Origin of the sequence: Litorivicinus lipolyticus (genome assembly GCF_009650135.1) — a bacterium.
GTDB lineage: Bacteria > Pseudomonadota > Gammaproteobacteria > Pseudomonadales > Litorivicinaceae > Litorivicinus > Litorivicinus lipolyticus.
Genome location: NZ_CP045871.1, coordinates 1,544,156 through 1,570,554, shown reverse-complemented (window position 1 = coordinate 1,570,554; position 26,399 = coordinate 1,544,156). Strand labels below are relative to the sequence as shown.

General features: G+C 57.4%; 26 protein-coding genes and 1 pseudogene. 9 read left to right on the top strand and 18 right to left on the bottom strand.

Annotated features, from left to right (window positions below; all coding sequences use genetic code 11):
• Positions 1 to 83 precede the first annotated feature (83 nt).
• A complete protein-coding gene (locus GH975_RS07850) occupies positions 84 to 719 on the top strand; it encodes a GntR family transcriptional regulator (RefSeq protein ID WP_170272590.1) in 636 nt (211 codons plus the stop codon).
• 153 nt (positions 720 to 872) lie between these two features.
• On the opposite strand, the pseudogene GH975_RS07845 reads toward GH975_RS07850, so the two are convergent.
• From GH975_RS07845 to GH975_RS07805, 9 genes and pseudogenes are all read right to left on the bottom strand, one after another.
• A pseudogene (locus GH975_RS07845) lies at positions 873 to 1,175 on the bottom strand (transposase); the annotation flags it as partial.
• A 225-nt stretch (positions 1,176 to 1,400) separates the two neighbouring features.
• Positions 1,401 to 1,970, bottom strand: a complete 570-nt coding sequence (locus GH975_RS07840; protein ID WP_211365788.1) for a hypothetical protein — start codon at positions 1,968 to 1,970, stop codon at positions 1,401 to 1,403.
• Positions 1,971 to 2,120: 150 nt separating this feature from the next.
• The gene (locus GH975_RS07835) at positions 2,121 to 3,524 is read right to left on the bottom strand and encodes an FGGY-family carbohydrate kinase (protein WP_153713991.1); all 1,404 of its coding nucleotides are present in this window, start codon (positions 3,522 to 3,524) and stop codon (positions 2,121 to 2,123) included.
• The gene (locus tag GH975_RS07830; protein ID WP_153713990.1) at positions 3,521 to 3,838 is read right to left on the bottom strand and encodes an L-rhamnose mutarotase; all 318 of its coding nucleotides are present in this window, start codon (positions 3,836 to 3,838) and stop codon (positions 3,521 to 3,523) included. The genes GH975_RS07835 and GH975_RS07830 overlap by 4 nt, the downstream gene beginning before the upstream one ends.
• Positions 3,835 to 4,746 (bottom strand): ABC transporter permease, encoded by a 912-nt coding sequence (locus GH975_RS07825; protein ID WP_246164703.1) that lies wholly within the window; start codon positions 4,744 to 4,746, stop codon positions 3,835 to 3,837. Before GH975_RS07825 ends, GH975_RS07830 begins: the two co-directional genes overlap by 4 nt.
• An 86-nt stretch (positions 4,747 to 4,832) precedes the next feature.
• On the bottom strand, positions 4,833 to 5,816 hold the full coding sequence (locus tag GH975_RS07820; protein WP_153713988.1) for an ABC transporter permease: 984 nt from the start codon (positions 5,814 to 5,816) through the stop codon (positions 4,833 to 4,835).
• Positions 5,813 to 7,321: a sugar ABC transporter ATP-binding protein gene (locus tag GH975_RS07815; protein ID WP_153713987.1), complete on the bottom strand. Its 1,509-nt coding sequence runs from the start codon at positions 7,319 to 7,321 to the stop codon at positions 5,813 to 5,815. Before GH975_RS07815 ends, GH975_RS07820 begins: the two co-directional genes overlap by 4 nt.
• An 87-nt stretch (positions 7,322 to 7,408) precedes the next feature.
• On the bottom strand, positions 7,409 to 8,404 hold the full coding sequence (rhaS, locus tag GH975_RS07810) for a rhamnose ABC transporter substrate-binding protein (RefSeq protein WP_153713986.1): 996 nt from the start codon (positions 8,402 to 8,404) through the stop codon (positions 7,409 to 7,411).
• A 60-nt stretch (positions 8,405 to 8,464) separates the two neighbouring features.
• Entirely contained in the window at positions 8,465 to 9,283 is an 819-nt protein-coding gene (locus GH975_RS07805; protein WP_246164702.1) for a DeoR/GlpR family DNA-binding transcription regulator, read from the bottom strand.
• Between the two features lie 192 nt (positions 9,284 to 9,475).
• Here GH975_RS07805 and GH975_RS07800 point away from each other — a divergent pair, with 192 nt between their 5' ends.
• Both GH975_RS07800 and rhaI read left to right on the top strand, forming a co-directional pair.
• A complete protein-coding gene (locus GH975_RS07800) occupies positions 9,476 to 11,581 on the top strand; it encodes a bifunctional rhamnulose-1-phosphate aldolase/short-chain dehydrogenase (protein ID WP_153713985.1) in 2,106 nt (701 codons plus the stop codon).
• 16 nt (positions 11,582 to 11,597) lie between these two features.
• Positions 11,598 to 12,884: an L-rhamnose catabolism isomerase gene (gene rhaI, locus GH975_RS07795; protein ID WP_246164701.1), complete on the top strand. Its 1,287-nt coding sequence runs from the start codon at positions 11,598 to 11,600 to the stop codon at positions 12,882 to 12,884.
• A gap of 95 nt (positions 12,885 to 12,979) precedes the next feature.
• Here the strand turns inward: rhaI and GH975_RS07790 are convergent, their stop codons facing one another.
• The 3 genes from GH975_RS07790 to GH975_RS07780 are packed head-to-tail and all read right to left on the bottom strand — an operon-like array spanning position 12,980 to position 15,789.
• Positions 12,980 to 13,474 carry a gluconokinase gene (locus GH975_RS07790; RefSeq protein WP_153713984.1) on the bottom strand — a complete coding sequence of 165 codons (495 nt, stop codon included), beginning with the start codon at positions 13,472 to 13,474 and terminating at the stop codon, positions 12,980 to 12,982.
• Between the two features lie 5 nt (positions 13,475 to 13,479).
• A complete protein-coding gene (locus GH975_RS07785; RefSeq protein ID WP_153713983.1) occupies positions 13,480 to 14,985 on the bottom strand; it encodes an aldehyde dehydrogenase (NADP(+)) in 1,506 nt (501 codons plus the stop codon).
• Positions 14,986 to 14,994: 9 nt separating this feature from the next.
• Complete coding sequence (locus tag GH975_RS07780) at positions 14,995 to 15,789, bottom strand: NAD-dependent epimerase/dehydratase family protein (RefSeq protein WP_153713982.1); 795 nt, start codon at positions 15,787 to 15,789, stop codon at positions 14,995 to 14,997.
• A 129-nt stretch (positions 15,790 to 15,918) separates the two neighbouring features.
• On the opposite strand from GH975_RS07780, the gene GH975_RS07775 reads away from it, so the two are divergent.
• The 5 genes from GH975_RS07775 (at position 15,919) to GH975_RS07755 (ending at position 20,179) form a co-directional block, all read left to right on the top strand.
• Positions 15,919 to 16,626 (top strand): FadR/GntR family transcriptional regulator, encoded by a 708-nt coding sequence (locus GH975_RS07775; protein ID WP_211365787.1) that lies wholly within the window; start codon positions 15,919 to 15,921, stop codon positions 16,624 to 16,626.
• Positions 16,627 to 16,705: 79 nt separating this feature from the next.
• Complete coding sequence (gene kdgD / locus GH975_RS07770) at positions 16,706 to 17,611, top strand: 5-dehydro-4-deoxyglucarate dehydratase (protein ID WP_153713981.1); 906 nt, start codon at positions 16,706 to 16,708, stop codon at positions 17,609 to 17,611.
• A complete protein-coding gene (locus GH975_RS07765) occupies positions 17,608 to 18,744 on the top strand; it encodes a mandelate racemase/muconate lactonizing enzyme family protein (protein WP_153713980.1) in 1,137 nt (378 codons plus the stop codon). Before kdgD ends, GH975_RS07765 begins: the two co-directional genes overlap by 4 nt.
• A 122-nt stretch (positions 18,745 to 18,866) precedes the next feature.
• Positions 18,867 to 19,418, top strand: coding sequence for a YceI family protein (locus GH975_RS07760; RefSeq protein ID WP_153713979.1), 552 nt, complete (start codon positions 18,867 to 18,869; stop codon positions 19,416 to 19,418).
• Positions 19,418 to 20,179, top strand: a complete 762-nt coding sequence (locus GH975_RS07755; RefSeq protein ID WP_153713978.1) for a hypothetical protein — start codon at positions 19,418 to 19,420, stop codon at positions 20,177 to 20,179. The genes GH975_RS07760 and GH975_RS07755 overlap by 1 nt, the downstream gene beginning before the upstream one ends.
• 13 nt (positions 20,180 to 20,192) lie before the next feature.
• On the opposite strand, the gene GH975_RS07750 is transcribed toward GH975_RS07755, so the two are convergent.
• The 4 genes from GH975_RS07750 to GH975_RS07735 all read right to left on the bottom strand — a co-directional run bounded on the left by GH975_RS07750 (position 20,193) and on the right by GH975_RS07735 (position 24,079).
• Entirely contained in the window at positions 20,193 to 21,821 is a 1,629-nt protein-coding gene (locus GH975_RS07750; RefSeq protein WP_153713977.1) for an Hsp70 family protein, read from the bottom strand.
• 65 nt (positions 21,822 to 21,886) lie between these two features.
• Positions 21,887 to 22,336, bottom strand: a complete 450-nt coding sequence (locus tag GH975_RS07745) for a methyltransferase family protein (RefSeq protein WP_153713976.1) — start codon at positions 22,334 to 22,336, stop codon at positions 21,887 to 21,889.
• Positions 22,333 to 23,001 (bottom strand): membrane protein YczE, encoded by a 669-nt coding sequence (gene yczE, locus GH975_RS07740; protein ID WP_153713975.1) that lies wholly within the window; start codon positions 22,999 to 23,001, stop codon positions 22,333 to 22,335. Before yczE ends, GH975_RS07745 begins: the two co-directional genes overlap by 4 nt.
• Entirely contained in the window at positions 22,994 to 24,079 is a 1,086-nt protein-coding gene (locus tag GH975_RS07735) for an alcohol dehydrogenase family protein (RefSeq protein ID WP_153713974.1), read from the bottom strand. The genes yczE and GH975_RS07735 overlap by 8 nt, the downstream gene beginning before the upstream one ends.
• Positions 24,080 to 24,153: 74 nt before the next feature.
• On the opposite strand from GH975_RS07735, the gene GH975_RS07730 reads away from it, so the two are divergent.
• Positions 24,154 to 25,290, top strand: a complete 1,137-nt coding sequence (locus GH975_RS07730) for an MFS transporter (RefSeq protein ID WP_153713973.1) — start codon at positions 24,154 to 24,156, stop codon at positions 25,288 to 25,290.
• On the opposite strand, the gene GH975_RS07725 is transcribed toward GH975_RS07730, so the two are convergent.
• Complete coding sequence (locus GH975_RS07725; protein WP_153713972.1) at positions 25,287 to 25,907, bottom strand: LysE family translocator; 621 nt, start codon at positions 25,905 to 25,907, stop codon at positions 25,287 to 25,289. The genes GH975_RS07730 and GH975_RS07725 overlap by 4 nt on opposite strands.
• A gap of 91 nt (positions 25,908 to 25,998) precedes the next feature.
• Complete coding sequence (locus GH975_RS07720) at positions 25,999 to 26,283, bottom strand: cytochrome c (protein ID WP_153713971.1); 285 nt, start codon at positions 26,281 to 26,283, stop codon at positions 25,999 to 26,001.
• Positions 26,284 to 26,399: the final 116 nt, after the last annotated feature.

The following is a 26,399-nucleotide window of genomic DNA, read 5'->3' as shown; positions in this document are numbered from 1 at the left end:
TTAGCAATTTATACGTAAATATTTTAGCGATCGGCAGAGCGGCGTGTTTTGAAGCTTTGTTTTGGTATTCCATAGGAGGGTTAATGGGTGGGTTAGCGTCGCTCGGCTTGCGAGCGCGAAATATGATTGAAGCCTTGATTATTGATGGTGCGATTACCACAGGTGAAAAAGTCACTGAGCGGGACCTTGCTGAACGTTTGGGCATGTCGCGGGCGCCTATTCGCGATGCGATTAAAGACTTGTTAGCCGATGGCCTGCTTCAACGATTGAGCGCGCGCAGTATTGTGGTGCGCGACTTACAGCTCAGCGAGGTGGGTGAAATTTACGAAATACGTTCAATGTTGGAAGGCCGCGCCGCTTACTTGGCCGCCACTAGACTGTCCGCTGACGGGCTCCAGGGCTTGACCGAATTGCATGAGCAAATGTGTGCTGCATCGGATCGTCAGATGTTCAGCGAGTATTATCAGTTAAATATTCAGTTTCACCGCGCGATTCACCGCGCGTCTGCATCGCCCCGCTTGGTGTCCATGATAGAAACGGTGATGAAGGAGTCGCTGCTATTTCGAAGCCGAGGTCTGGTCGACGCCGCCAACTTAGGCGAGTCCAGCGCCGAGCACGCGATGATTTTGCGAGCACTTAACCATCAAGATCCTGACCTGGCTGGCCTGCTTATGGATCGTCATATTCGCGGCGGGCTTGCTCGTCTTCGTTTAACCTAGGCGCCAGCGGCCTGTGCGGGTGATACCTGCTCCGCCACAGTGCCGCGAGTTGCTGCGTTGCCGGGCATGAGAGCCCGTCGCCACGCCCTAGATCAACGCACCGTAGATCAGTTTGCACGACACCAACGTCAGCCCAATTTCGACCGCGGCGAAAAACAGCCGCTCCATCGGTGCGTTATCCCAGCAGTTGCCGCGCCGGCTCGTGCTTTGAACCGTTCGGTATCGCCATAACATTCGCCGAAACTGGCGCGAGGCATATTGGCTACCTTGGTCCGAATGAAACATCAGTCCAGGGCCTGGTTTTCGCTCAGCCACTGCATGCTCAAACGCGCTAACAACCAGCGCGCCACTTGGCTTGTCCGATAGTGCCGCCCCGACCACCCGGCGGGTATGCAAGTCCATGACCACGGCTAAATAGCTCCAGCAATGCCCCGCCCAAATGTAAGTGATGTCGCCGTGTAGTGGACAGCGATAGACTAGTGGTACCTCAAGAGTATCGATTTAACTGGGCTTTGAGGAATTTTGTGGACGTTTATGGAAAGTCATAGATATAAATAAGGCGGACTTTCTCTCCGCCAAACATAACGATTAAGCCTCTGATTTTCAGGGGCTTTTTTGTATCTGTATCGAGCTTTCGTATTCGTACCGCACAACGCGCGGCTATTCGACCTTCAAGGTCGGCTAATTCGTTGACATCATGCGTTCATGCACCGCCTGCATGCCGCGCTCGGCCATATCACTGACCTCGCCGGCGTGCTGGTGCAGCAATGCGACCACGGACGGGTTGTCCGAGGTCTGGGTTACGGCAATACCCGTCGCGGTCGGGGTGACCTGGGTGGTGATCTGGTCGGCCTGACTGAACAGTTGATCCAAGGTCGGTGACTGGATGATCACCTGGGGATTTCGTTGCTGCTGTAAGCGCTCCACCATCTGTATCACATGCGTGACCAGCGCAGCCCGCAGGGGTACATCGTCCGTTTCAGTGATCGTGGTGACGCCGTTGGGGAGTAATTTGACCTCGCGGCGAAGCGCGGTGTGCTGTTGGAACAGCGCTTTTAAGTCGGCGATTTCGGTGGTGCTGATGTCGACACCGTTCAGCCCCGGCATGTTGGCTTCGTCGTGGGCACCTGAATGATGCAGCCTAGCAGCCCCGTGATGCGGTCCCAGCCACCAAAGTGCGATCGCACCGAGCGCGATTACGCCGAGCGACGCGAATAAACCGACGAATAATTTCGGGTGAGTTTTGCGCATGACCTAGCCTGTTTAGATTTCAGTGTGTAACGCAGTATAGCGCGGGGCAATGGTGCGTGCGGGCTATCGGGACAGTGCGCGCTCGAATTTGATGGCCGCGGCTGTATCGAGCCTTGCAAGGTTTTGGTTGCCGAACAGCACGTGCACCAGTTACGAACTGCCCGCCACAAAACTAAGGATGCGCTTTAACCAACGGGACCTGTAATCAGTCAGTGCTGCTTTGAAGTCCGGGTCGTCTGGAGCGGTAATTGGCGGATGATTGACGGGTGTGGCAGGGATAAACTCTGGGTAAAGACTTGCAGCACCGGGTGTTGTTCCCGCGCTATCGATACTGGCAAAGACTTGTTGGGTGGGACGGAATGTAGCGATCGCAGTTAGAAATATCGAATTTTTAGCGAAGCTGCCCTCGATTGTGATGGGTCCCTCGCTACCCAGCAGTGTCAGGCAATAGTCAGTCATTAGCGCAACATAAATTGAGGCCAGCGTTGTTTTCTCCGATTCGGTGAGTTCGCCATGCTCGGCGGTATCGACTGTTCCTGCCTGGTGCCGAAATGGACCGCCTTGGCCGGAAAAACAGGGGAGTGCCATGACCCGGTTCTGCATTAGTTTTACCAGGTCCGCAGCGGTCTCCGGCTCAGTTCCACTGAGTAACTCCCATTCACGCCCTCCCATGAATCGCGCGCTTGGCGTTGCCAGTCCCTGGTAGTTAACGTTTGCCAACATATCGAAATCTTCATCCAAGTCCGAATGTTTGGCGCCGACGCTTGCCATGACGACCCATGTTCCAGTTGAAACGACGGTAAATGGCGGGTCTGTGTCCATAAGGTAGGGAACCAACGACGCATTACTGTCGTGAATGCCGTTGACGACTTCACAGTCAGCTGGAAGTCCGGTGGTATTTGCGAATTCCGAGGTGATGGGACCCAAGACCTGACCGGTCGGTTGAATCGGTGGGAATTTTGGGGCCCAGTTCATTGTGCTGACCAAGCTAGAAAACTGTCCATCAACGGGCCGCCACAGGTCCGTGTGACACCCCAGTGACGTGCGTTCACTGACGCCGACGCCCGTTATTCGCCATGCCCAATATTGTGGGTATGTCAGGACCATCTCGGTCGCGGCGAACGCGTCGGGGTGATGTCGGTGGAGCCAAAACAGCTGTTTTCCGACATTCAACCCTCCCGGCAGGGATGGTGACAGCGTCTCGTCGTAGCTCGGCCGGACCCGGTTGTAAGATTCGCTGACTGATTCGCATCCGGCCCACTCATAATCCATGATTGGCAGAGTCAGTCCATCGTTGTTGACGCATGCGATCGTCGCACCATGGGTAGTAATGCTGATGGCACGGACATGGAAATGCTTCGCACAGATACAGCATTGTTCACAAAACCAGTCCCACAGACTATCAACGTTGGCATGCGGGTAAAGACCGCCTAGCGTCGGTTTGTTGGGAGTCCGCTGTGAATAGAGGGATGCGCCACCGTCAAGGCTCAAGGCGCTGAGCTTGGCGTTGGTCTTTCCGATGTCGAACACAATAATCGCGTCAGTGTTCTTCATAGCATGTGAAATACAGGCAGCAGCGCGACAGAGCTGGGTTCATTGGAATTAGGTTTGGTTGCCATCAATGGCGCCATGCTTTGCCACCACGTCTGCATGATTGGCTCTGCGCGCAGGGCATCAGCGTCGAAATTGTCGGTGATGCAATAGGTCGCGAATAGTTGATGGGTTTGCGGTTCTATAAAAATGAAATAATCAGAAACGCCGTGTTTATGCAGTGCAGACACCAGCGCCGGCCAGATGTCATCGTGCCGGGCTTGGTATTCTTCACTCATGCCCGGGTTCAGGTACATAACGAATGCGTCACGTTTCATGCTCGTCCAGCCCCAAGTCTCATTCGTTTTAGAAGAATTGGCGCCGCGATTACACCAATCAGCATGGCCCCAATAATGATCGACATCACGATGCCGGGTACGTTTAATAAACCCAAGCCAAAGGTCACCAGCCCCATCAGGAATACGGCAATAATGACGCCACTAATGGAGCCGGAACCGCCAAGAATATTGACCCCGCCCAGTACCACCATGGTAATAATGCTGAGCTCCCAGCCCAGTGCGATGGTCGGCCGGGTACTGCCCAGCCGCGATGTCAGCATCACGGACGCAATACCGCAGAACAGACCTACCAAGATAAAGAGGGTCATCTTGTGCCTGGCGACATTGACGCCGGAATAAAAAGCGGCCGTGGGGTTATTGCCAATGGCATAAGTTCGACGACCAAAGGTTGAACGATGCAGCAGCAGGTAAAAAACCACCGCCAACAGCATGAACAACGAAAACTCAAAGCTGAGTACCGAATAGACGTACCCCTGACCAAAGAAATCAAACTCGGCCGGGTAGTTTTTGAGCGCCGTGTCGCCCAGCAAAACATAGGTAAGGCCGCGAAATAGGCTCATGGTGCCAATAGTCACGACGATCGACGGAATGTCAAAGCGTGTAACCAGCCAGCCATTAAATGCGCCACACAACGCGCCCGTGGTTAGTCCGGCCAGCACAATCCATGGTGTGCCCAGTCCAGCTTCGGCACAAAACCCCATCGTTACCGACGCCAGTGCAATAATTGATGCAATCGAAAGATCAATTTCTCGACAAATAATTAGCAGCGCTAGGGGCAAGGCAACGATGGCCTTTTCAGTGAAATTGAAGGTCGCGTCTGACAGGTTCCAGGGGTCTAAAAAGTAGGGAGATGCGAGCGAGTTCGCGATAAAAACCCCCGCGGTCATGAATATCAAAAAAGATTCCCAGCTCTTCAGCTTGGCGAAGATAGGGTGCTGCGATAGCTTTTTTCGTGTGTCGCTGGACGTGTGCATTAGTGGTTACCTACTACAGCCGATCGGAGAATAATTCGGCCCGACTTCCGTTCTGCATGAGTGTTAGCGACAACGGCGATTACGATGACCGCGCCGGAAATGGCCATTTGCCAAAACGGGGACACGTCAATGACGGGAAGGGCGTTGTTGATCACGCCCAAAAAGAGCGCGCCCAATAAACAGCCCGTCACAGACGCTATGCCGCCGGCAATGCTGACGCCACCAATCACGCAGGCTGCGATTACTTGAAGTTCGAAACCCAGTGCAACATCGACGTAGGCAACGGCATAGCGCGCGACCCAGAGGTAGCCGCAGACACCGGCGAGCATGCCTGACACGGCAAACGCTATAAATTGGCTGCGGCCAACATCAATGCCTGTGTAAAACGCAGCGGTGGGGTTGTTGCCCGCTGCAAACAGCTCACGTCCGACCTGGCGCTTGTTGACGAATACATAGGTCAAGGCGATAACCAGTATAGATACCCAAGCAAAGCCCTGGATGCCCAAAAAGCTCGATCGCGGCAGGTCGATAAAGCTGGCGGTCATTTCGTGTGCATTGACCCACGCTCCATCGCTTATCAAGAATACAAGCCCGCGGTAAATACTCATGGTGCCGAGGGTCACGACGATGGCAGGGATACCGAGTTTCCAGACCAGCAAGCCATTAACGAGACCCAGCACAAGGCCGAGAGCGATTCCGAGCGGTAACAGTGCAATCAGAGGAAGCTCTGGCATTTGCGTGTTGACCATGGCCATCACCATGCCGGTCAGCGCGACCGTGGCGGCAACGGAGAGGTCGATGGCCCGCGTCACGATGACCAACATTTGGCCCATCGCCAAAATAATCAGAATCGAGGTGTCGGTATACGCCGCCAACAAGTTCGAGGGGGCGATAAATTCCGGGGTGACGGTGGCGATTGCTGCGACCATTGCGATGATAACAATGGCTAGAAGCGTTTCGCGGCGTTTAAACAGCGCATTCATAGTGAGTGACTCCCACCGCTCGCTGCGGCAACAATACGTTCGGCTGAAAAATCAGCGCGTTCCAGCTCCAATGCACATAGTCCCTCGTGCATCACCACGATTCGGTCCGACATGCCCATAACTTCTGGTAGCTCCGAGGACACCATAATCACCGAGAGCCCTTGCTCGACCAGCTCGCTCATGAACTCGTGGACGGCAGCCTTGGAACCGATGTCAATGCCTTTAGTCGGTTCGTCTAGAATCACGACCGAGGGTTTAGTGGCTAGCCATTTTGCGATGACGACTTTTTGCTGGTTTCCGCCCGATAAATTTTCGACGGTCTCATACCAGTTGGGCGCTTTGACCCTCAACCGCGTGGCATACACCTCTGCCAACTCGTACTCCGCGGTGTTGTCGATGAATCCTGCGCGGCTGACGGTTTTCAGCTGCGGCAATGAGATGTTTTCTACGATCGGTAAATCGATGACAGCGCCTTGCGCTTGACGCTCCTCAGGAACATACACAATACCTTGCGCAATGGCTGACTGCGGTGATGTCACGTCGATCACCTGTCCATGAATGCGGATGGTGCCGGATGCCAATTGGGTTACCCCAAAAATGGATTGCATCAGTTCAGTGCGACCGGCACCGACCAACCCGTAAAAGCCCAGAATTTCCCCTTTGCGGAGGGTGAAGCTAATTGAGTCGAATTCGGTCGGATGCGAGTAGTTCTCGACTGATAAAACAGGCGGGCCCAAATCGATGGTTTTCTTTGGAAATAGCTGATCAACATTGCGGCCGACCATTAATTTGATGAGCCGGCTTTCGTTGATGTCTCGTATTAAGCCCTGCTCAACGAACGTGCCGTCCCGGAATACGGTGTAGCGATCGGAAATTCGGAAGATTTCATCAAACTTGTGTGAAATAAACATAATCGCGCAACCCTGATTCTTCAGTCGTTCGACGATCGCGTAAAGCTCTTGAATCTCATGTTGGGAAAGTGCGGCTGTAGGCTCGTCCAATACGACTATTCGGGCGTCAAAAGAGAGTGCGCGTGCAATAGCCACCATGTGGCGCTGCCCAATGCTTAAATCGCGTAGCAAGGTGTCGGGGCTGATTGGTGCTTCGATGTCGGCTAAGATTTTGGCCGCTTTGCTGTGCATGGATCGCCAATCGAGGTTGCCGAATACGCCGTGCTTAATGTATTGCCCGACGAATATGTTCTCGGTGACTGAAAGTTCATCGAACAACACGGTTTCTTGATGGATCGCGGTGATACCGAGTGCCCGAGCTTTGTCGGGCGTACTCAAACGGACGGCCGCCCCGTCATATTCAATATGGCCGGCATCGGGTTGATAGATGCCCGTAAGAATCTTGACCAGCGTGGACTTTCCAGCCCCGTTCTCGCCGACCAGTGCCACCACTTCACCGGGGTAAAGGTCCAGTTCAACGCGATCCAACGCTTTAACACCGGGGAAAAATTTTGAAATCCCGCGCAGGGACACCAAAGGTTTAGTCACAGACATAAATTATTCTTTTGTTGTCGCTTCAATAAATGAGATTTAGCTGAAAGCAAGGATTGCTTCCAGCTAAACGCGAGTGCGCAGAAACGCTTAAAATATTTCGGCGAACTCTTTGACGTTTGACGCGTTATAGATAAAGGGTTCTGCCATCGCGGCGCTGCCGTCGCTGTCTAGCATGGCGCTACCCATGCGCCCCATGCTGACCTCGGTTGCGGTCGCATTGCCTTTGACTAGGTTGTAAGAAATCATCGTTGCGGCGTAGCCGAGATCAATCGGATTCCAGATCGCGAAGCTTTTCACCGCCCCAGAATCAACGTGGCCCGCAAGTTCTGAGGGTAGTCCTAATCCAGTTACAAAGACCTGTCCAATCTTGCCCGCGTCTTGGACCGCTTGGGCGGCGGCAACAATACCCACCGAGGTCGGTGCCACAATGGCTTTCAGATTGGGGTAGGACTTGAGTAGACCTTGAGTTTCGCGATAGCTCTTATCTGCTAAGTCATCACCGTAGACAGTAGTGACCAGTTCTAGATTGCTGTAGTTCGGCAGAACTTTTTTCATCTCTTCAATCCAGATATTCTGGTTTGTAGACGTTGGGGTTGCACTCAAAATGGCGATCTGGCCATTCGATGAACCCGTTGCTTTCACAGCTTCATCAGCAAGTTTGATGTTCATTTCGCCGATTAAAGCATTGCTAGACGGGTTCAAGTGCACACTGCGTCCTTCAACAGCGACTCCAGAATCCCACGAGATAACTTTGATGCCCCGTTGCTGTGCTTTTTTCAGCGTCGGCACCAGAGCGTCCGTGTCGTTAGCGGATACTGCAATGGCGTCTACACGCTGTGCTATTAATGAATTGATTACCTCAATTTGACCTTCCGCTGTCGTGGTGGTTGGCCCTGTGTAGATGACTTCGACGCCGCCCAGTTCCTTTGCGGCTTCTTCGGCACCCTCTGCAGCGGCTTCGAAAAAGCCGATTCCCAATGCTTTGACGACGAGGCCAATGCGAACGTCATCAGCTTGTGCAACGCCAGCGGTCGCTAGGCCGGTAGCAACAATTGCAGATGCCAGTATTTTTTTTAATGCCATGGTAGTGATCTCCATCAACCTTATTTTTGTTGTCCGAGACCCTCTGGCGAAGCCGAGTCTCTAGTTTTCGGTTGCCTGATCATCGGTGATGATCAGTTGGCAACCGTGCTCTTGGATCAAGGCGCGCGCGCTTTTATCTGCGCCGGCGTCTGTGATCACAACATCCAAGTCCGCCAGCTGGCTCACGATAAGACTACTTCGCTGGCTAAATTTGGAGCTGTCTATCAGAAGGACTCTTCGCTCAGCTTGACGAAGCAAACGAGTCGTTCCCTGGGCAATTTGGGGGTCGGTTTCGACCACGCCCAAAGGCCCAATACCTTGTGCGCCAAAGAAGATTTTCGACGCGTAAAACCCGAAGGAGCCATCCTGGTCAAAAGGACTCAAGATCAGGTTTTGATCTCGATATACCTTTCCAGCCGGAAGGGTCACCGTGCAATTGCTGTTTTTGACCAAGTACTCCGCGATGACAAAGGAGTTGGTCATGACTTGCAATCGCCTGTCTCGTATATGCTCCGCCATCATAAAAGCGGTACTGCCGCCGCCGATGATGATCGAATCGCCCTCGGTACACAGTGTCGCGGCCTGTTTGGCGATGCCGCGCTTAATCTTGGCGTTTATGGCCTGTGTCACCGAAAATGGTCGGCCCGCAAGATTCGTTGTCGTCGGTGGCCGCAGTGCTTCGGCCCCGCCGCGTACTCGCCTTAACAAGCCTTCTTTATGTAAGTAGGCGATGTCGCGCCGAATGGTGGCCTCCGAGGCTCCGAGCAATTCGACCAAGTAGCCGACGGTGACAACAGGTCGAGATGTAGTCTCGGCTTTTATGATTCTGTGTCGTTCAATTTCGTGCATCAGGGCCTCTCTCCAATCAATATCTTTCATGTTATTTCAAAATACAAGCACTTTTGATCGTAAATAACCGCCTTTGACTGAACTTAATCAATATAATGGTTGAAACGATCAATCTCAGTCATTAGCATTCATTGCATGTCGTGTGCTGGTCTGGGCCGAAATGCCGGAGTCAAGCGCGCAGCCTTCGCTTTCATACAACGATTATAATCAGGAGCAACCTACATGAGCGGTCATGAGCACGCAGTAAATCTGGTCCCTAACATGTGGGACGACAACGTAGCCGAGTCGATGAGCGAGCCTGAGTTACTTCAATACCGCTCGAATCTACTTGGATCCGATAAGCGTGTAACCAACTACGGGGGCGGAAACACGTCTGCGAAGGTGGACAGTGTCGATCCGGTGACGGGTGAAACGGCGGCTGTTTTGTGGGTCAAGGGCTCTGGTGGCGATATCGGCAGTATGGATTTGGGCGGTTTCGCGACGCTTTACCTTGACAAGCTAAATCATCTAAAAGGGTTATATCGCGGGGTCGAACACGAAGACGAGATGGTCGGCTACTTGCCTCACTGCACATTTAACCTGAACACTCGTGCCGCCAGTATCGATACGCCCTTGCACTCGTATGTGCCATTTAAGCATGTGGATCACTTGCACCCTGATTCGGTGATTGCGATTGCTGCGAGCCGTAACAGCAAAGCGATTACAGCTGAGGTTTTTGGTGACGATATTGGTTGGTTGCCGTGGCGCCGTCCAGGGTTCCAGTTGGGGTTGGACCTGGAGCAGATTGCTCGTGAAAATCCATCACTTAAAGGTGTTGTACTTGAAGCTCATGGGCTGTTCACCTGGGCCGATTCGTCCAAGGATTGCTATGCCCTGTCGCTTGCCATGATTAACAAAGCGCAGGCCTGGTTGGATCGAAAAATCGATCCGGCACTAGTTTTTGGCGGCGCACGGACTCACGCGTTGCTGCCGGATCAGCGTTTGCGGGTTGCTGAGCGTTTGATGCCGGTAATTCGAGGCAAGAGCAGTGCTGACCAGCGTCAGGTCGGCCATTTTAATGACAGCTCAGAGGTGCTTGAGTTTGTTAACAGCGCACAACTAAAAGAGCTGGCAGAACTGGGCACCTCATGCCCTGACCATTTTTTGCGAACTAAGATCAAGCCGCTGGTGCTCGGGTTTCAGCCTGATCAACCGAATGTCGACGATGTTATCGAACAACTAGACGCGGCGTTGGAGCACTATCGAGCGGACTACAGCGCCTACTATTCGCGCTGCAAGCGGGCTGACAGTCCGCCGATACGTGATGCCAACCCAGTTGTCTACCTAGTGCCTGGTGTTGGTATGTTCACCTTTGCCAAGGATAAAGCGACGGCTCGAATTGCCGGTGAGTTTTATGTTAACGCCATCAACGTCATGCGTGGCGCAAGCAGTGTTGACGAGTACATGGGGCTGCCGGAACAGGAAGCCTTTGACATCGAGTATTGGTTGCTGGAAGAGGCGAAGTTACAGCGAATGCCCAAGCCCAAGAGCTTGGCCGGTCGTATCGCCGTGATCACGGGCGGTGCGGGTGGTATCGGTAAAGCGTCCGCCGTGCGGTTGTTGAGTGAGGGCGCGTGTGTGCTATTGACGGATATCGACCAAGCAAGCTTAGAGGCCACTGTGGCTGAGTTGTCGGATGTGTATGGCGCGGATCAAGTAGACGGTTTTGCGATGAACGTAACTGATGAGGATGACGTGATCGGCGCATTTGGATACTGCGCGCAACGATTCGGTGGTGTTGACGTGGTTGTGTCCAATGCCGGTATCGCCTCGTCGGCGCCCTTGGAAGAAACCACCTTAGAGAGCTGGGAGTTCAATCAATCGATTTTATCGACCGGCTATTTTTTAGTCGCGCGAGAGGGATTTAGGTCGATGACGAGCCAGGGCATCGGTGGTGAGTTCGTTTTTGTGGCTAGCAAAAATGGCTTGGTCGCATCAGCCAATGCGTCAGCTTATTGTGTCGCCAAAGCGGCTGAAATTCAGCTGTCTCGATGCGTCGCATTGGAAGGTGCCGTGCACGGTATTCGCTCAAACGTGGTTAACCCGGATGCGGTGTTACGCGGATCCAAAATTTGGTCCGGTAAATGGAAAGAGGAACGCGCGAGTGCATACAACCTTGACGCCGATAGTCTTGAGGAGCACTACCGCGCCCGAAGCATGCTTAAACGCAATGTATTCCCTGAGGACATCGCCAATGGCGTTTACTTCTTCGTTTCTGATCAGTCGGCTAAATCAACCGGCAACATTCTAAATGTCGACGCGGGCCATGCGCCTTCGTTTACTCGCTAACCCAGGACACAACGCTATGAAAATGATTGACCAACAGTTGGTGCAAGAGCACAACGAGCGCCTGGTGACTGGCGTAGAGGACGACTTTGCTGCGTTGAGCGTGAAGCTAGCGCGTGTTGGCGTTGACGCCGATGCCATGGTGGCACGTGCCAAGGGCTTTGCCGTGGCGCTGCCGTCATGGGGGTTGGGGACCGGGGGCACGCGATTTGCCCGATTCCCCGGCCCAGGTGAACCACGCAATATTTTTGAAAAGGTTAGCGATTGCGCGGTCGTTCATCAGTTAGGCGCAGCCACGCCGACTATCTCCTTACATATCCCATGGGATACGCCGTCCGACCCCAGCGAGTTGTTGGGTTTTGCCACCGAGCGCGACATGGCATTCGATGCCATGAACTCAAATACCTTTCAGGATCAGCTAGATCAGCCGCACTCCTATAAGTACGGCAGTTTGAGCAGTGCTGACAAGGGCGCACGAGAGCAAGCGATTGCGCATAACATCGAGGTCATTGAACTCGGTCAAAAACTTGGATCGAGCGCGTTGACGGTGTGGGTCGGCGACGGCTCTAATTTTCCAGGGCAGCAAGATTTTACGCGAACATTTGAGCGCTACCTGGAGTCAACTAAGTCGGTGTATCAAGCACTTCCGGACGATTGGAAAATGTTACTTGAACACAAAATCTTTGAGCCGGCGTTTTACTCGACGGTGATTCAGGATTGGGGCAGTTCGTACTTGGCGGCGACCGAAATTGGTCAACGCTGTGCGTGTTTGGTGGATCTTGGTCATCATGCGCCCAATGTTAATATCGAAATGATCGTGGCGCGTTTAGCTCAGTTTGGAAAGCTTGGGGGGTTCCACTTTAATGACAGCAAGTACGGCGATGATGACCTAGACAGTGGTTCAATTAATCCTTATCAGTTGTTCCTGGTTTTCAATGAGCTGGTGAACCTTGAAATGAGCGGGCGACCATTTTCGCCGTTTTACATGCTCGATCAGTCCCACAACGTGACGGACCCGATAGAAAGCTTGATCTATAGCGCAGCCGAAGTGCAGCGCGCTTTTGTTAAGGCCTCACTTATCGACCGCGAGGCATTGGCAGCCTTTCAAGATGACAATGACCCGATGATGGCCCAGGCGACCCTTAAGGCCGCCTACAACCTTGATGTGGAGCCAATTTTACAAATGGCGCGCTATCAAAGTGGTGGTGCAATTGATCCGGTTATCGCCTATCGCGCCAGTGGTTACCGTGCGCAGTGTGGAATCGACCGCCCAGCTGCCAAGACCTTGTCGTCCGGGATCGTTTAAATGAGCGGCGCTGACCCCGAGGTTTACCGTTAGCCACTGAGGATGCGCGCAGCTAATGCCGCCGGATTCAGAGCTGGCGGCATTGGTTGCGGCCGCTATCGGGACAGTGCGCGCTCGATGGTCCGAACTTGCTGTGAGGTCGGGTCATCCAGCCCCACCGCGCACAGCAGCTCGTTCGGAGTGGGAACCTCCAACGTTTGCAATTGCAGGGCGACTTGACTGGGCGGCATGAAATGGTCGCTGCGCGCCGATAAACGCGCGTGCAGGGTGTCGGCATCGCCGTCAATAAAGACCACCGCTAACCCGGGAATGGTGTCGCGTAAACGATCACGGTAGCTGGCTTTTAGCGCGGAACATGCGAGTACCACGGTTTCATTCGCGCGCGGCTGGGAGACCGCCGCGACCTGCGCCAACCAAGGCCAGCGATCATCATCCGTCAGTCCCTGACCCGCACTCATCTTGGCCACATTAGCCGCCGAGTGATGATCGTCGGCGTCAACAAAGCGCCCACCTAACCGTGTGGCGAGGGCGCCTCCCAGCGTCGATTTACCGGTGCCGGAAACGCCCATGACCAAAATGCAGCGGGACATATGACCTACCGCAACTGGCTGTGACGCAAGTCAGCCGGCATGTTTTGGTAGCACACTGGGCGCATAAAGCGGCGGATCGCCATGGTTCCGACCGAGGTCGCACCGAAGTTGGTCGAGGCCGGGTAGGGCCCGCCGTGAACCATGGTGTCGCTGACTTCGACGCCGGTTGGGAAACCATTCGCCAGCAGTCGCCCGGCCTTGCGTTCCAGCACCGGCAACAGCGCCGCCGCCACCGCATGGTCGCCATCGTCCAGGTGCAAGGTACAGGTCAGCTGGCCTTTTAGCCCGCGGGCGATCTGCTGCATTTGCTCGGCTGATTCGGCGCGAACAATGATGCCCAGCGGACCGAAGACCTCTTCCGATAACGCCTCGGCCGCCAACCAGGTGGCGGCGTCGACGCTGAACAGGTAGGGCGCGGCCGCACGGATGCCGCATTCGGCGCCGATCAATTGCTCCACACCTTCAATGGATTGAATGTGGGCACTGCCGTCACGGTAGGCTTGGGCGATGCCGTCGGTCAGCATGGTCTGATCGGGGGTCGCCTGTAAGCCGTCCAACACCGCTTGCTGGAAGGCGTCGAATCCGTCGCCTGCGACCACCACGGCAACGCCGGGGTTGGTACAGAACTGGCCCGCACCCATGGCCAATGACGCGGCCCAGCCGGCCCCGATCTGGGCGCCGCGGGCATCGAGCGCATCCGCCAGCACAAACATTGGGTTGACCGATCCCAGTTCGCCAAAGAACGGTATGGGGGTCGGGCGTTGTGCACACAAATCGAACAGGGCGCGTCCGCCGCCCAGCGAGCCGGTGAACCCAACGGCCTGAATCAGCGGATGCTGGACCAGTGCCTCGCCGACGCTGCGGTTGCCGCCCTGGACCAACGAGAACACACCGGGATCCAGATCCAGTGCCTTGATCGCGGCGTCAATGGCCTGGGCCACCAATTCGCCGGTGCCGGGGTGGGCCGAGTGACCCTTAACCACGACCGGGCAACCGGCGGCCAGTGCCGAGGCGGTGTCGCCGCCGGCGGTGGAAAATGCCAAGGGAAAGTTTGACGCGCCGAACACGGCCACGGGGCCGACCGGGCGCTGCATCAACCACAGATCCGGCCGCGGCAGTGGCGCGCGCTCGGGCAGCGCTTCGTCATGGCGCACATCCAAGTAGTCGCCGGCTAAGATATGGCTGGCAAATAACCGTAATTGGCCCGTGGTGCGGCCGCGCTCGCCCTGCAGTCGGGCCGCGGGCAGGCCGGTTTCTTGGACGCCAATTTCGGTGATTTCATCGCCACGGGCTTCGATTTCATCGGCAATGCGGTTCAAAAACGCAGCGCGGGTCGCGTCGGGCAAAAACGCATAGCTTTCGTAGGCAGCTTCGGCGGCCTTGACAGCCTGATCGACCAGCGCCGGCGTACCGCTATAAAAACGGTGTGCGGGGCCGCTGGCGGGTGATGAGTCAAAGGTGTCGGCGGCGTCCATCCATTGGCCCGCGATCAGGTGTTTTCCGGTCAGCATTGTTCAGTCCTATGATAAGTGGGGCAGTGGCGCCGTGACGAAACGGCCGCCCTGGTGAATGAGTAGTTCGGCACGATCGGCTGCGCTGGTGCGCGCTTCAATTTCGCTGCGAAAGGTTTCGCCGTCGTCTTGGGGGTGCCATCCCAGCCAGTCAACATGGCGGTTATCCCACCAGCCTTGGCCGTTCGCCGAGGCGCCGTAAATAATCGGGCACCCTAGCGTGTCGACCGCAAAAATCCGCGCAATCAAATCTATAAAATCACGCGGGCTCAGCCAAGTCGACAGCATCCGGATATCCAGCGGCTTGGGGACGCAGGATCCGATCCGAACCAGCGCCGTTTGCTGGCCGGTTTTCTCATAATACATCGACGCCAGCGACTCACCAAAGCACTTGGATACGCCATAAAAGCTGTCGGGACGGGTCGGCGAGTGCACATCAAGGCGCGCGCCACTGGGATGGAATCCGATGGTGTGGTTGGAACTGGCGAAAATAATGCGCGGTTGGCCGTGGCGCTGTGCCGCAACATACAGGTTGTTCAGGCCGGCAATGTTAGCGCTCAGAATTTTCTCAAACTGGTCTTCAACCGAAATGCCGCCCAAGTGCAAAATGCCATCGCAGCCGGCGACTGCGGCATCGACAAACGCCGCGTCCGCCAGATCCCCACGGATGAATTCGTGGCCCTGGGCGCGGTCGCTGGCGTCAACAATATCGGTCAGGCGAAGGGAGTCGGCAAGCTGGCCAAGTGGCTCCAGCAGTAGCTGTCCCAGCCCGCCGGCGGCGCCCGTAATCAACAGTTTTTTCAAAGTTATCTCGCAGTGGATCGGTTCAATAAAAAGCCTTTAATTTGTATCACAGATTTTAGCGACTTGTCGTCGCCGTTGGAATATTCGAGACTGCGCGTTCAGTTCACCCACCACACCCGAGGTACCCCCGTGAAGCCAGCCGCCAGTCCCGCGCAAACCAAAGCCCGTGCCATCGCGGCCGGATTGGAGCAACTGCTGGCCAGCGGCGCCCTCGCCGTCGGCGACCGACTGCCGAGCGAATCCAGTTTGGCTGCCACCCACGGCGTCAGCCGAACGGTGGTGCGCGAGGCGATCGCGGTCTTGCGTGCGTGCGGGCTGGTCCAATCGCGTCAAGGTGCGGGTGTGTATGTCATCCGCCAGACCCGGTTTGGCAACGAGTTGTTGAAGCCAGTGGATCCCAGCCGGGTGTCGTCGGCGATCGAATTGTTGGAGTTGCGTGCGGCGGTCGAGATAGAGGCGGCGGGGCTGGCGGCCGAACGTCGCTCACCGGCTCAAGAGGGGCGGGTACTGGAAGCCTGCGCTACCTTTCAGAGCGCGTTGGACCGGGCCGAACCCACCGCGGACGCCGACTTTGCCTTTCACCAGAGCATTGCCTTGGCGACCAACAATCCGCGCTTTGCCGAATTTTTGAACATGATCGGCAGCAGCATCATCCCGCGCCGCCGAATTTCAGGCGAGGGCGAGGACCAGGTCTCGGCCGATTATTTGCGTAAAATTCAGGGCGAGCACGAGGCCATTGCATCGGCCATTAGCCAGAGCGATCCAGGCGCTGCGCGGGCAGCGATGCGCGCCCACCTTGAGGGCAGCAGTGTGCGCTACCGCGCCATGATTGAGTGAAACTTGTAATACAAGTTGTTGACAGCTCGCCGCGCCCGGCTAGACTCGAATTCACAAACAATAACCAAGGGTAACGCACATGGATCCCACCCAATTAAAGTCGGCATTAGGCGCAGGCCTGTTGTCTTTCCCGGTCACACCCTTTGATGACCAAGATCGCTTTAATGCCAACGTCTACGAGCGCCACGTCAATTGGCTGTCCGGATTTGAAGCGACTGCTTTGTTTGCCGCCGGCGGCACTGGCGAGCTTTTCTCGCTGGATCCGAGTGAAATTCCAACGATTGTCCGCAGCGCCAAAGCCGCCGCGGGTGACACCCCAATCATCGCCGGCTGTGGCTACGGCACCGCGATGGCGGTGCGTATTGCCCAGCAAGCCGAAGCGGCCGGTGCCGACGGCATTTTGTTGCTGCCGCATTACTTGATTGATGCCCCGCAAGAGGGCCTGTATGCCCATATCAAGGCGGTGTGTGACGCGGTCTCGGTCGGTGTCATGGTCTATAACCGCGGCAACAGCGTGTTGTTGCCCGACACCTTAAAGCGCCTGTGCGATGTGTGCCCGAACCTGATCGGGTTCAAGGACGGCACGGGCGATATTGGCTTGGTCCGCCAGATCACGGTTGAAATGGGGGATCGGCTGACTTACCTCGGTGGCATGCCGACGGCGGAGCTGTTTGCCGAGGCCTATTTAGGCGCCGGTTTCACCACCTATTCGTCGGCGGTGTTCAATTTCGTACCGGGCTTGGCGTGCGAGTTTTACCGCGAACTGCGCGCGGGTAACCGGCCCCGGACCGAGCAGATCCTGCAATCGTTTTTCTATCCTTTTATGCAAATTCGCAACCGCAAAAAAGGCTACGCGGTGTCGGCGATCAAGTCCGGAGTTCGCGCAGTCGGGTTTGACGCCGGCCCGGTGCGCGCGCCCTTGACCGATTTGACCGACTACGAGGCGGGGATGCTGAAGGAACTGATTGAGCAGCACCGCGCATGAAGATTACTCGCGTCGATACCTATGTGCTGGACCATCGGTTGGAGCAAGCCTTTGAAAGCGCCTCGGCGCGTTTTGATCGTCGCCAGCATATGCTGGTCGAAATCGAATGCGACAATGGCCTGATTGGCTGGGGTGAATGTTTGGGCCCGACCGGGCCGAATGCGGCGATGGTGGCGGCCTATGCGCCGTTGCTGCTGGGGCGCGATCCGCTGGAGACCGAAAAGCTGTGGACTCAGCTCTACCACACCTTTCGTGACCAGGGCCAGCGCGGCATCAGCGTGACCGCACTGTCCGGTATCGACGTCGCGTTGTGGGACATCAAGGGCAAGTTTTTCGACGTGCCGGTATCGACCTTGCTGGGCGGGCGGTTTCGTGAGTCCGTCAAGGCCTATGCAACCGGCTCGTTCCGCAAAGACGGCGTCGATCCGGTCGCGGACATCGCAGCGGAAGTGGCCGGCTATCGCGACCAAGGCTTCCATGCGGTCAAAATTAAAATTGGCTTTGACGTCGAGCAGGACCTAGAAATTATCCGCACCGTGCGTGACGTCATCGGGCCGGACATGCGGCTGATGATTGACGGCAATCATGGCTACGATGTGATCGAGGCGATTGAGGTCGGCCGTCGCGCCGCGCCCCATCGGATTGACTGGTTTGAAGAGCCCGTCCTGCCTGAATTATTGGCGGCCTATGCTGAAGTCAAAGCTGGACAGCCCATCCCCGTCGCCGGTGGTGAAACCTGGCACGGGCGCTGGGGCATGCAAGCCCCGGTCGAACAGCGCTGTATCGATATCTTGCAACCGGATTTGTGTGGGGCGGGTGGCTTTAGCGAGTGCCGTCGGATCGCGGATTTTGCCGGCCTACATGGTATTCGGTTGGTACCACACGTGTGGGGGACCGCGGTTCAGATTGCTGCCAGTTTGCAATTCATTGCGGCGATGGTGCCCAGTCCGCCGCGGCGTAACCCGATCGAGCCAATATTGGAATTCGACCGGACCGAAAATCCCTTTCGTCAGGCCGTGGTGACGACGCCAATCGAGCACGTCAAGGGTGTGGTCGCGATCCCATCCGGTCCTGGCCTCGGCATCGAGATTAACCGGGATGCCGTGGCGGAATTTTCGGTGTGCCGGCCCTAATCCTGCTGATATTGCGTTCGATTGGTGAATTATTGGAACGAATCCACTGCACTGATCGGACGTATTCGCCACTAAAAATAGAGCAGACACTAGTTCCCTCATTCACTGTTAGGGACTGAACCATGAAAATGACTTTGATTAGCGCGGCCTTGTTGGCCTCGTCGACTGCCTTTGCGGGCGACTATAAAATTGACGAGACCCACTCGGTGGCGACTTTTTTGATTAGCCACTTGGGGTTCGCCAAGTTGCCGGGTCGCTTCAACGAAATGGCCGGCACCTACCGTCATGCGGATGACTTTTCGACGGTGGAGCTGTCCGTCACGGTCAACGCCGCGTCGGTTGATACCAATCATGGCAAACGCGACGAGCACCTGGCCGGCCCCGACTTTTTCGATTCACGCCAGTACCCCGAGATCACCTTTGTGTCGACCAACTATGCCGGTGATGCGGCGGGTGGCGTGCTAAGTGGCGATTTAACGATGATGGGCGTAACCAAGACCGTGGCGTTTGACGTGGTGGTCGAAGGCGAGGGCGACGATCCCTGGGGTAACTACCGCCAAGGATTGACCGCCAGCACAACGCTGGATCGGACTGAATACGGCATGAACTACGGCGTCCCGGGTATCCCGGCCGAGTTTGACGTGGTCGTCTACATCGAAGGCGTGCGTCAGTAATGATTGAGCTGGTGTGGCAGTCCTTGCTGTTGCCGTTGGCAATCGCGGTGGCGCTGGGCTATGCCGGTCGCAATACGCCGGCCTGGCCGGTGGCGGCGCCGGTCGCGTTTGCGGCGGCGTGGTATTCAATCGAGGGCCGTGTGCCCCTGGTCGGCGGACTTGGGATTATCGATGCCTTGCCCGTGGCATTGTTGGTGTTTGCTGGGTTGAGCCTGGTCACCCATGCGCGGGCGGCACGCGCGGTGGCAACGGTTTCGGCGGCGGCGTTGTTGGCGTTGATCGCGGGCAAATTCATTAGCCAGATCGACGTCGCCGGCTGGGCCGTTACCGCGCTGACGTTGGCACTGCCGATTGTGGCGGCACGGCGACCGTCTGTGGACGGTGTTGCATGGCATCGTTTGCTGTGGTTGGCGCCGATTTTCATCGTCGCACTGGCGATGTTGACCGACAGCAGTATCCGGCTGTTCCAGTTGGCCTCGGCGGCCGGCTTTGGCGTGGCCGGTGTCGTGCTGGTCCAGCTCAACACGGCGCGCTTTCAGCCGTTGGCGGTGGCGGTTGTGATGTGGGCGGTGCTGTGGTCGGCCTTGCACTGGGTCCAGTTAGACTGGCGAGTGGTTGTGTTGTCGCTGACGCCGTTGGTGGCGCTGTTGTGGTCAAACGCGCGCAGCTTGAGGGTGTTTGCGGTCGGCGCGGCCACGGGCGTTATCGCCCTTGGCCTAAGCATCTGGCTGGTATTCCCAGCGTCAACGGGCGGCTATTAGGCCCTGCCTAGGCTCAGCCAAAGGTCTCGCGGGCGCTCAAACACAGGCCTTTGGCGACGTCACCGGCGAGGTCTTGATGGACCACGCGGGCGCGCGTCGCGGGATCAAATAGCAACTGGATCAGGTGGGTCGAGCGGGCCGAACCGCCGGTAATCAGTATGTGTTCGGCGTCGACGCCGGCATCCGATTGGCAACGGTCAATAGCGGTGCGAATGGATGCGACGGTGGTCCGCCAAGCACTGGGCAGCATGCCACTGTCGATCGTTTGGGCCAGGCTCGGTTCGATGTAACTCATATCAAAGTCGACGCAGTCGGCGCCCGTCAGAGCCTTTTTAACCGCTTCGGATTCGAGCAGCAAACGCGGCCTAAGTTGCCGTTGAATCAGCGTTTGGAAGCGTCCGAGGCGTTTGACCAACTCGACCGGCAAGCCTTTCAGCCGCTCGTCGAGCTTGGCCGCCTGTCGTTCCAGGTCCTGATCGATGGCAACGTCGTACAGGTTGCACAGATCGCCAAATACCTTGGCAGACAACGGCGAGTTGCGGTTGTCGATGACGCCGCCAGCGCCCAGGGTTTGCTTGCCAAAACGCCGGCAAACGCCGAAAAACGCGATCATCGCATCCAGGTCATTGCCGCCTTTGCGGACTCCGGAGAACCCCAGGACGTCATCCGTGCGCCCGATCTGGCGCCGCTGTGTGCCGCCCAAACGTAGCATCGAAATGTCGGTCGTGCCGCCGCCAATGTCGACCACCAGCGTGATCGCCTCGCGGCGCAACGAGCGCTCGAAATTACGCGCCGCGGCAATCGGCTCCAATTCAAACTCGACCGCGGTGAAGCCGGCGGTTTCGGCAGCTTCGGCCATGATCGATTTGGCGACGGCATCCTTTTGGCGGTCATGCGTGGTTGACCAATGCACCGGTCGCCCCAGCACGACCGAGTCGAGGGTCGAGGCGGCTTGGGTTTCGGCCACGCTTTTTAGGCGTTCCAAGCTGGCGCCGATCAGGTCGACGAAAAAGGTCCGGTAGTGGCCGGCACTGGCGAGCAAGGATTTTGGCGATTTCAGCACCAGCCCGTTCGACGGATCGTTGAGGTGCTGGGCCAAGGCTTGGGCGCCGTAGATGGCGTGATCCAGGTTGGGCAGGCCGGCGAAGGATTGCTCGGACTGTGCTGCGCTGTCCATGCGCCGGATCACGCGGCGGCGCACCTGCTGTTCGATGTCCAGGCGTTGGGCCGGCGATACCTCCGCGTGGCTCCCGCGAAGCTGGGCGATGGCGGTTGCCTCTTGATCACAGGCGCGTTGGGCGTCGCGGATTGCGACGTCGTCAATCGCCTGCTCGGCGATTTGGGTTCGTAGCTGTTGTCGCTGTTCGCTCAGTGCCTGGGCGCGCTGCTCAATTTCGACCCGGGTGGCGGCGTCCAGCGCGCTCGGTTGCTGGCGCCGGTGTGCCTCGATGGCGCGTGCTGTTTCGCGCGCGATCTGGACTTCTAGCTGTGCAGGGTCCAACTGCGCGGATTGGCGCGGCGCCCAGATCACGGACGGCAGTTGGGTGCTGTCGCCGTCGACGGTGTAAAGGGTGATGCCGTCGTCGTTATCGGCATGGCCAATGGAGGAGTTGCTGGTGCCGTAGTCAATGCCGCAGTGCATGCCGAGGGTGTTCCGCTGAAAATGGGGCCGCGTAGTGTAGTGATGGTGTACGGCGTTTCAAGCGTTTATATCCACCGCCTAACCTGTTCGCAGTAGCGCTGGTAGGCGGCGCCGAACTTTTCAGCCAACAGGGCTTCCTCGCGTGCGATTTGGGTTCGGTTCATGACCATGATGAACCCCAGCGGCGCGATCGCAGCCAGCGGATTGTCCAGCCAGTACGTCAGCGCCAACAAATAGCACAGCATCCCCAGGTACATGGGGTTGCGTGAGTAGCGGTAGGGGCCGTCGGTCACTAGCTGCTCGGTGCCGGCCAAGTTAATTGGATTGATGCTGGTTTTGCGTTTGAAAAATGCGCTCAAGGCGACCACATCCAGCGCCACACCCAAGATCAATAAAACGCCGACCAAGGCGGGGCCGAACGCCAACTCCAGGCGTTGGCCGGGAAAGGCGCCGACCAATAACCAGGCGATGCCGGCCCAGATCAAAGCTTGCAGCGGCGGTGGGACATACTTCATAAAACACCTCGGTATCCGGTTAAACGTGCGCACCCGTATAACCCCAGCGCAACCGCCGGGCCGATGCCAAAGGCAAACAACAGTGTTCCCAAACCGGCAGTGCCGCCTAGGGCAAAGCCGATCACGACGACGGCGATTTCGAGTGCGCCACGGACCTGGGCGATGGGGCGTGCCGTAATCCGTTGCAGCCCGGTCATCAGACCGTCGCGCGGCCCCGGACCCAGGTTCGCAATCAAGTACACCGCGCCACCAAAACCGGTCACCAAAATTCCGGCGATGCTGTAGCCAAGTTGACTGGCGAAACTGTCCGCGTGGGGCAACCAGGGCAACACAAATTCCAATACCGCTGCGATGATCAGCGCGTTGGCGATGGTGCCGATGCCGGGTACTTGTTTCAGCGGCCACCAGCAGGCAATCACGCTGAAACTAATCACCAGCGTGGCCAGTCCAAGGCTCCACCCGGTTTGCAGCATGACGCCCTGGGCAAAAACGGTCCACGGGCTGACGCCGATGCCGGCTGCGACCAACATCGCCTCACCTAACCCAAACAGGGTTAGGCCGATCACTAAAAACACCAGTGATAGTAGCGGCGGGCGCACGGTGAATACGGTGGGCGAGCTCCAAAACAAGGTGGGCACGGCTTTGACTTTTAAGAAGCTAAACATTGGCCAGTCCCGGCGGGATCAATACCAGCTTGCCGGTAAAGCCTTTGGCCATGAAGTCGCGTTGGGCTTGGTGAATGTCGGCCAGCGGATAGGTCCGCGCCACCAGCGGTTTGATTTCATCGCGTTCGATGTAACCGACCAGGTTTTCAAATACCTTGGATGGTTGGAAGGTCGATCCCATCAGTGTCAGGTCTTTCAGGTACAGCGTGCGCAGGTCCAAATCGACCACCGGTCCGGCAATGGCGCCGGCACAAATATAGCGCCCGGCGACCCTGATCAGCGGTAACAGATTAGACAAGTCATCGCCGCCGACGACGTCAACCACCAGGTCAAATGAAGACTCGGGCAACGCCGTGTATCCGGCCTGGCGGTCGTGCACCGCGTCGGCACCGAGCGCCCGCAAGTCCGCATGTTTGGGAAGCCCCGCGATCGCTGTGACGTTAGCGCCGCGGCGTTTTGCCAATTGTACGGCGGCACTGCCAACGCCGCCGGATGCGCCGGTAATTAAGACGCGTTCGGCGCCCAGATTGGCCCGTTCAAGCATGTTTTCAGCGGTCGAATAGGCGCACGGAATCGAGGCCAGTTCGGCGTCGCTCCAGGCGCTGTCGACGGCGTAGACTTCGCTGGCACGAACCACCACGAATTGGGCGAAACCGCCGTCGCACTCGCTGCCCATCGTCCAGCAAACGTTCGGGACGCCGTCCGGATCCGCCATCATGGTGCGTGCGATGACGCGCTGGCCGATGCGATCGTCGCTAACCTGGGCGCCGGTGGCAACGATCCGACCGCACACGTCCGCCCCTTGAATACGTGGCAAGCTGAGGGCTTGGCCGGACCAGGTCGCATCGGTGTCATCGCCGAGCGCATCGACCGCGGCATCGGTGGCCGCGCTGACGCTTTTGGAGTACCAGCCGATTCGGGTATTGATGTCGGTGTTGTTGATGCCGCAGGCACTGACCTGGATCAGCACCTGGTCCGTGGCCGGCGCTGGCAGCGGGCGATCGGTGCGGTAAACCAACTGATCCAGGTCACCGTGACCGATCAGTTCAACCGCATGCATGTGCGTGGGCAGTGACATTGAATGTCTCGCTGTGATTGCATCCGCGGCCCCCATCTGGTGTGATCGCGTGACGCTAAAAAAGGGCCCAAATAATGCCACGTTTTTCGCCGCTCATGGCGGTTGCTTACCTGTTTGCCATGACCGGTTTCGTGTTTGGTGGATGGGCCTCTCGGATCCCTGCGATTCAGACCCGTTACGGGCTTAACGAAGCGGAGTTAGGCGGCGTCTTGTTGTGTTTCGCCTTGGGATCAATTGTGGCGTTTCCACTGGCCGGTCGTTTGATGGATCAGGTCGGTTCGGCACGGGTCTCAAAGGTCACCGCACTGGGGTGTTTGGTGCTGTTGCCCTGTGTGGCGCTGGCGTCCAACCCCTGGGCATTGGCGCTGATACTGGCGATCTGTGGCGCGTTCTTTGGTTCATTGGATGTGGCCATGAACGGCTGGGGCGCGGCGGTCGAGGCCCGGCGCTCGAAACCGGTCATGTCGGCCTTTCACGGCGTATTCAGCTTGGGCGCCGGATTCGGGGCGCTGGTTGGATTTATGGCAATTAAGTTAGGCTGGGACGTGTTGACCCACTTTGCCTCGGTTTGTGGACTGATGGCGCTGGGTTGGATCGCGGTGGCGCGCGTGCCCTTCGAACACCGGCGCGCCGGTGATGACGGTCCTGTTTTTGCGCTGCCCAGTGGGGCGCTTTGGTTAGTCGGTGGCTTGATGCTGTGCGCGGCCATGGGCGAGGGCGCGATTGCCGATTGGGGCGCGATTTACCTGCGTGATGTGGTCGGCACCGACGAGGCTCGCTCGGCGATGGGCTTTGCGTTGTTTTCACTGACCATGTTCGGCGCGCGCATGCTGGCGGATGGCTGGGTCGCACGCTGGGGTGCAGTCGCCGTGGCCCGCGTATGCAGTGCCATCGCCACCACCGGCACGCTGTTGGTGGTGCTGCCGCTTGGGTTTTACGGGGTTATGCTCGGCTTTGCCCTGGTCGGCGTCGGTTTGGCACCAATTTTTCCACTCGGGTGTATTCGCGCCGCTAATGACGATCGGCTGACGCCGGGCCAGGGCTTGGCCGGGGTGGCGACACTGGGGTACGGTGGTTTGTTATTGGGGCCGCCGATTATTGGTTTTGTGGCCCACGAATTCAGTTTGGTGGCGGGCTTTGGTGTGGTCCTGGTGGGCTGCGCGCTGATTGGGTTGGGCGCAACCAGCCTGCGCCCCGCAGTGAAGCCTTAAACCCGGCTGAAACCGAGCACGCCACCCAAGGCCACCAGCATCGATCCGACACTGGCATCCAGGATGCGGCGAACGCGCGGGTGGGTTAACCAGACCCGGGCGCGATTGACGCCACCGGCGACCAGTCCTTGCCACGCCATGGCAATCACAAAGTGGATGCCGGCCAACACCAAGGATTGCGACAGCGCGTGCTCGGGGTCAACGAACTGCGGTAACAAGGCCATGTAAAAGGCGATGGTTTTGGGGTTCAACACGTTGGACAAAAAGCCCTGGCGCCAAGCTCGACCCAGACTGGCCGGTTGGCTGGCGGTTAGCTGGTGCGACTGATAACCGCGCGCGGCTTGACGTAGGTTACTGATGCCCAGCCAAATCAAGTAGCCCGCGCCGGCCCATTGCAGGGCCTCGTATAGCAGCGGGCTGGCCATCACTATCACCGACAGCCCCACCGCGGACACCGCCGCATGCACGAATAATCCGCAACAGATGCCGAAGCTGGTGACATTGCCGTCAATCAACCCGCCGCGCAGGGTGTTGCGAATGACGACCAAAGTGTCGGCGCCAGGGACCACGGTCAGTGCGGTGATGGTGATCAAAAAGGTCGTGAGTTCTAGAGTCACAGGGGCGCCTCGGCTAAAAATTGTGCGGACATTAGCGTGCTTTGGGCATGGGTGTCTTGCAGTCCGTGGCGAGTTGCCGGTCCCGCCGGGGTCAGTCCTCGTAGCGGTAGTAGGTGGCGTTCAAGTACGCCGCGACGTCCGACTCTTCTTCGGGGAACCAGCCCAAATCCAGCGCCTGAACACAGGCGCTGACTTGGCCGTTGATTCGAAAACGCGACGGCAGTCGGTTTTCGCGGCTGTACAGCGCTTCATGGTCGTCCATCATGTGACACTCGATGCAGTGGTCGCCGTGTAAAAACGCACCGTTGTCTAAATCCGGCTCTTCGGCCGCGGCACTGAGTGACAGTGCCAATCCAAGTAACATAACTGATCGCATCCTGAGCTCCTTGGCTGTTGTACGCCTACTGTAGCGCGTTACGGTGCGCGTGCTATCCGACTATCGCCTAGCAACTGTTTGCGTCGCGCAGGCGGCAGTGCTAACTATGATGCCCT

Bases quoted from the DNA above. Each gene is read 5' to 3' on its own strand.
- GH975_RS07850 (WP_170272590.1), top strand. From the start codon at position 84: ATGGGTGGGTTAGCGTCGCTCGGCTTGCGAGCGCGAAATATGATTGAA.
- GH975_RS07840 (WP_211365788.1), bottom strand. From the start codon at position 1,970: ATGCGCAAAACTCACCCGAAATTATTCGTCGGTTTATTCGCGTCGCTC.
- GH975_RS07835 (WP_153713991.1), bottom strand. From the start codon at position 3,524: ATGAAGAACACTGACGCGATTATTGTGTTCGACATCGGAAAGACCAAC.
- GH975_RS07830 (WP_153713990.1), bottom strand. From the start codon at position 3,838: ATGAAACGTGACGCATTCGTTATGTACCTGAACCCGGGCATGAGTGAA.
- GH975_RS07825 (WP_246164703.1), bottom strand. From the start codon at position 4,746: ATGACCGCGGGGGTTTTTATCGCGAACTCGCTCGCATCTCCCTACTTT.
- GH975_RS07820 (WP_153713988.1), bottom strand. From the start codon at position 5,816: ATGAATGCGCTGTTTAAACGCCGCGAAACGCTTCTAGCCATTGTTATC.
- GH975_RS07815 (WP_153713987.1), bottom strand. From the start codon at position 7,321: ATGTCTGTGACTAAACCTTTGGTGTCCCTGCGCGGGATTTCAAAATTT.
- rhaS (WP_153713986.1), bottom strand. From the start codon at position 8,404: ATGGCATTAAAAAAAATACTGGCATCTGCAATTGTTGCTACCGGCCTA.
- GH975_RS07805 (WP_246164702.1), bottom strand. From the start codon at position 9,283: ATGAAAGATATTGATTGGAGAGAGGCCCTGATGCACGAAATTGAACGA.
- GH975_RS07800 (WP_153713985.1), top strand. From the start codon at position 9,476: ATGAGCGGTCATGAGCACGCAGTAAATCTGGTCCCTAACATGTGGGAC.
- rhaI (WP_246164701.1), top strand. From the start codon at position 11,598: ATGAAAATGATTGACCAACAGTTGGTGCAAGAGCACAACGAGCGCCTG.
- GH975_RS07790 (WP_153713984.1), bottom strand. From the start codon at position 13,474: ATGTCCCGCTGCATTTTGGTCATGGGCGTTTCCGGCACCGGTAAATCG.
- GH975_RS07785 (WP_153713983.1), bottom strand. From the start codon at position 14,985: ATGCTGACCGGAAAACACCTGATCGCGGGCCAATGGATGGACGCCGCC.
- kdgD (WP_153713981.1), top strand. From the start codon at position 16,706: ATGGATCCCACCCAATTAAAGTCGGCATTAGGCGCAGGCCTGTTGTCT.
- GH975_RS07765 (WP_153713980.1), top strand. From the start codon at position 17,608: ATGAAGATTACTCGCGTCGATACCTATGTGCTGGACCATCGGTTGGAG.
- GH975_RS07760 (WP_153713979.1), top strand. From the start codon at position 18,867: ATGAAAATGACTTTGATTAGCGCGGCCTTGTTGGCCTCGTCGACTGCC.
- GH975_RS07755 (WP_153713978.1), top strand. From the start codon at position 19,418: ATGATTGAGCTGGTGTGGCAGTCCTTGCTGTTGCCGTTGGCAATCGCG.
- GH975_RS07750 (WP_153713977.1), bottom strand. From the start codon at position 21,821: ATGCACTGCGGCATTGACTACGGCACCAGCAACTCCTCCATTGGCCAT.
- GH975_RS07745 (WP_153713976.1), bottom strand. From the start codon at position 22,336: ATGAAGTATGTCCCACCGCCGCTGCAAGCTTTGATCTGGGCCGGCATC.
- yczE (WP_153713975.1), bottom strand. From the start codon at position 23,001: ATGTTTAGCTTCTTAAAAGTCAAAGCCGTGCCCACCTTGTTTTGGAGC.
- GH975_RS07735 (WP_153713974.1), bottom strand. From the start codon at position 24,079: ATGTCACTGCCCACGCACATGCATGCGGTTGAACTGATCGGTCACGGT.
- GH975_RS07730 (WP_153713973.1), top strand. From the start codon at position 24,154: ATGCCACGTTTTTCGCCGCTCATGGCGGTTGCTTACCTGTTTGCCATG.
- GH975_RS07720 (WP_153713971.1), bottom strand. From the start codon at position 26,283: ATGCGATCAGTTATGTTACTTGGATTGGCACTGTCACTCAGTGCCGCG.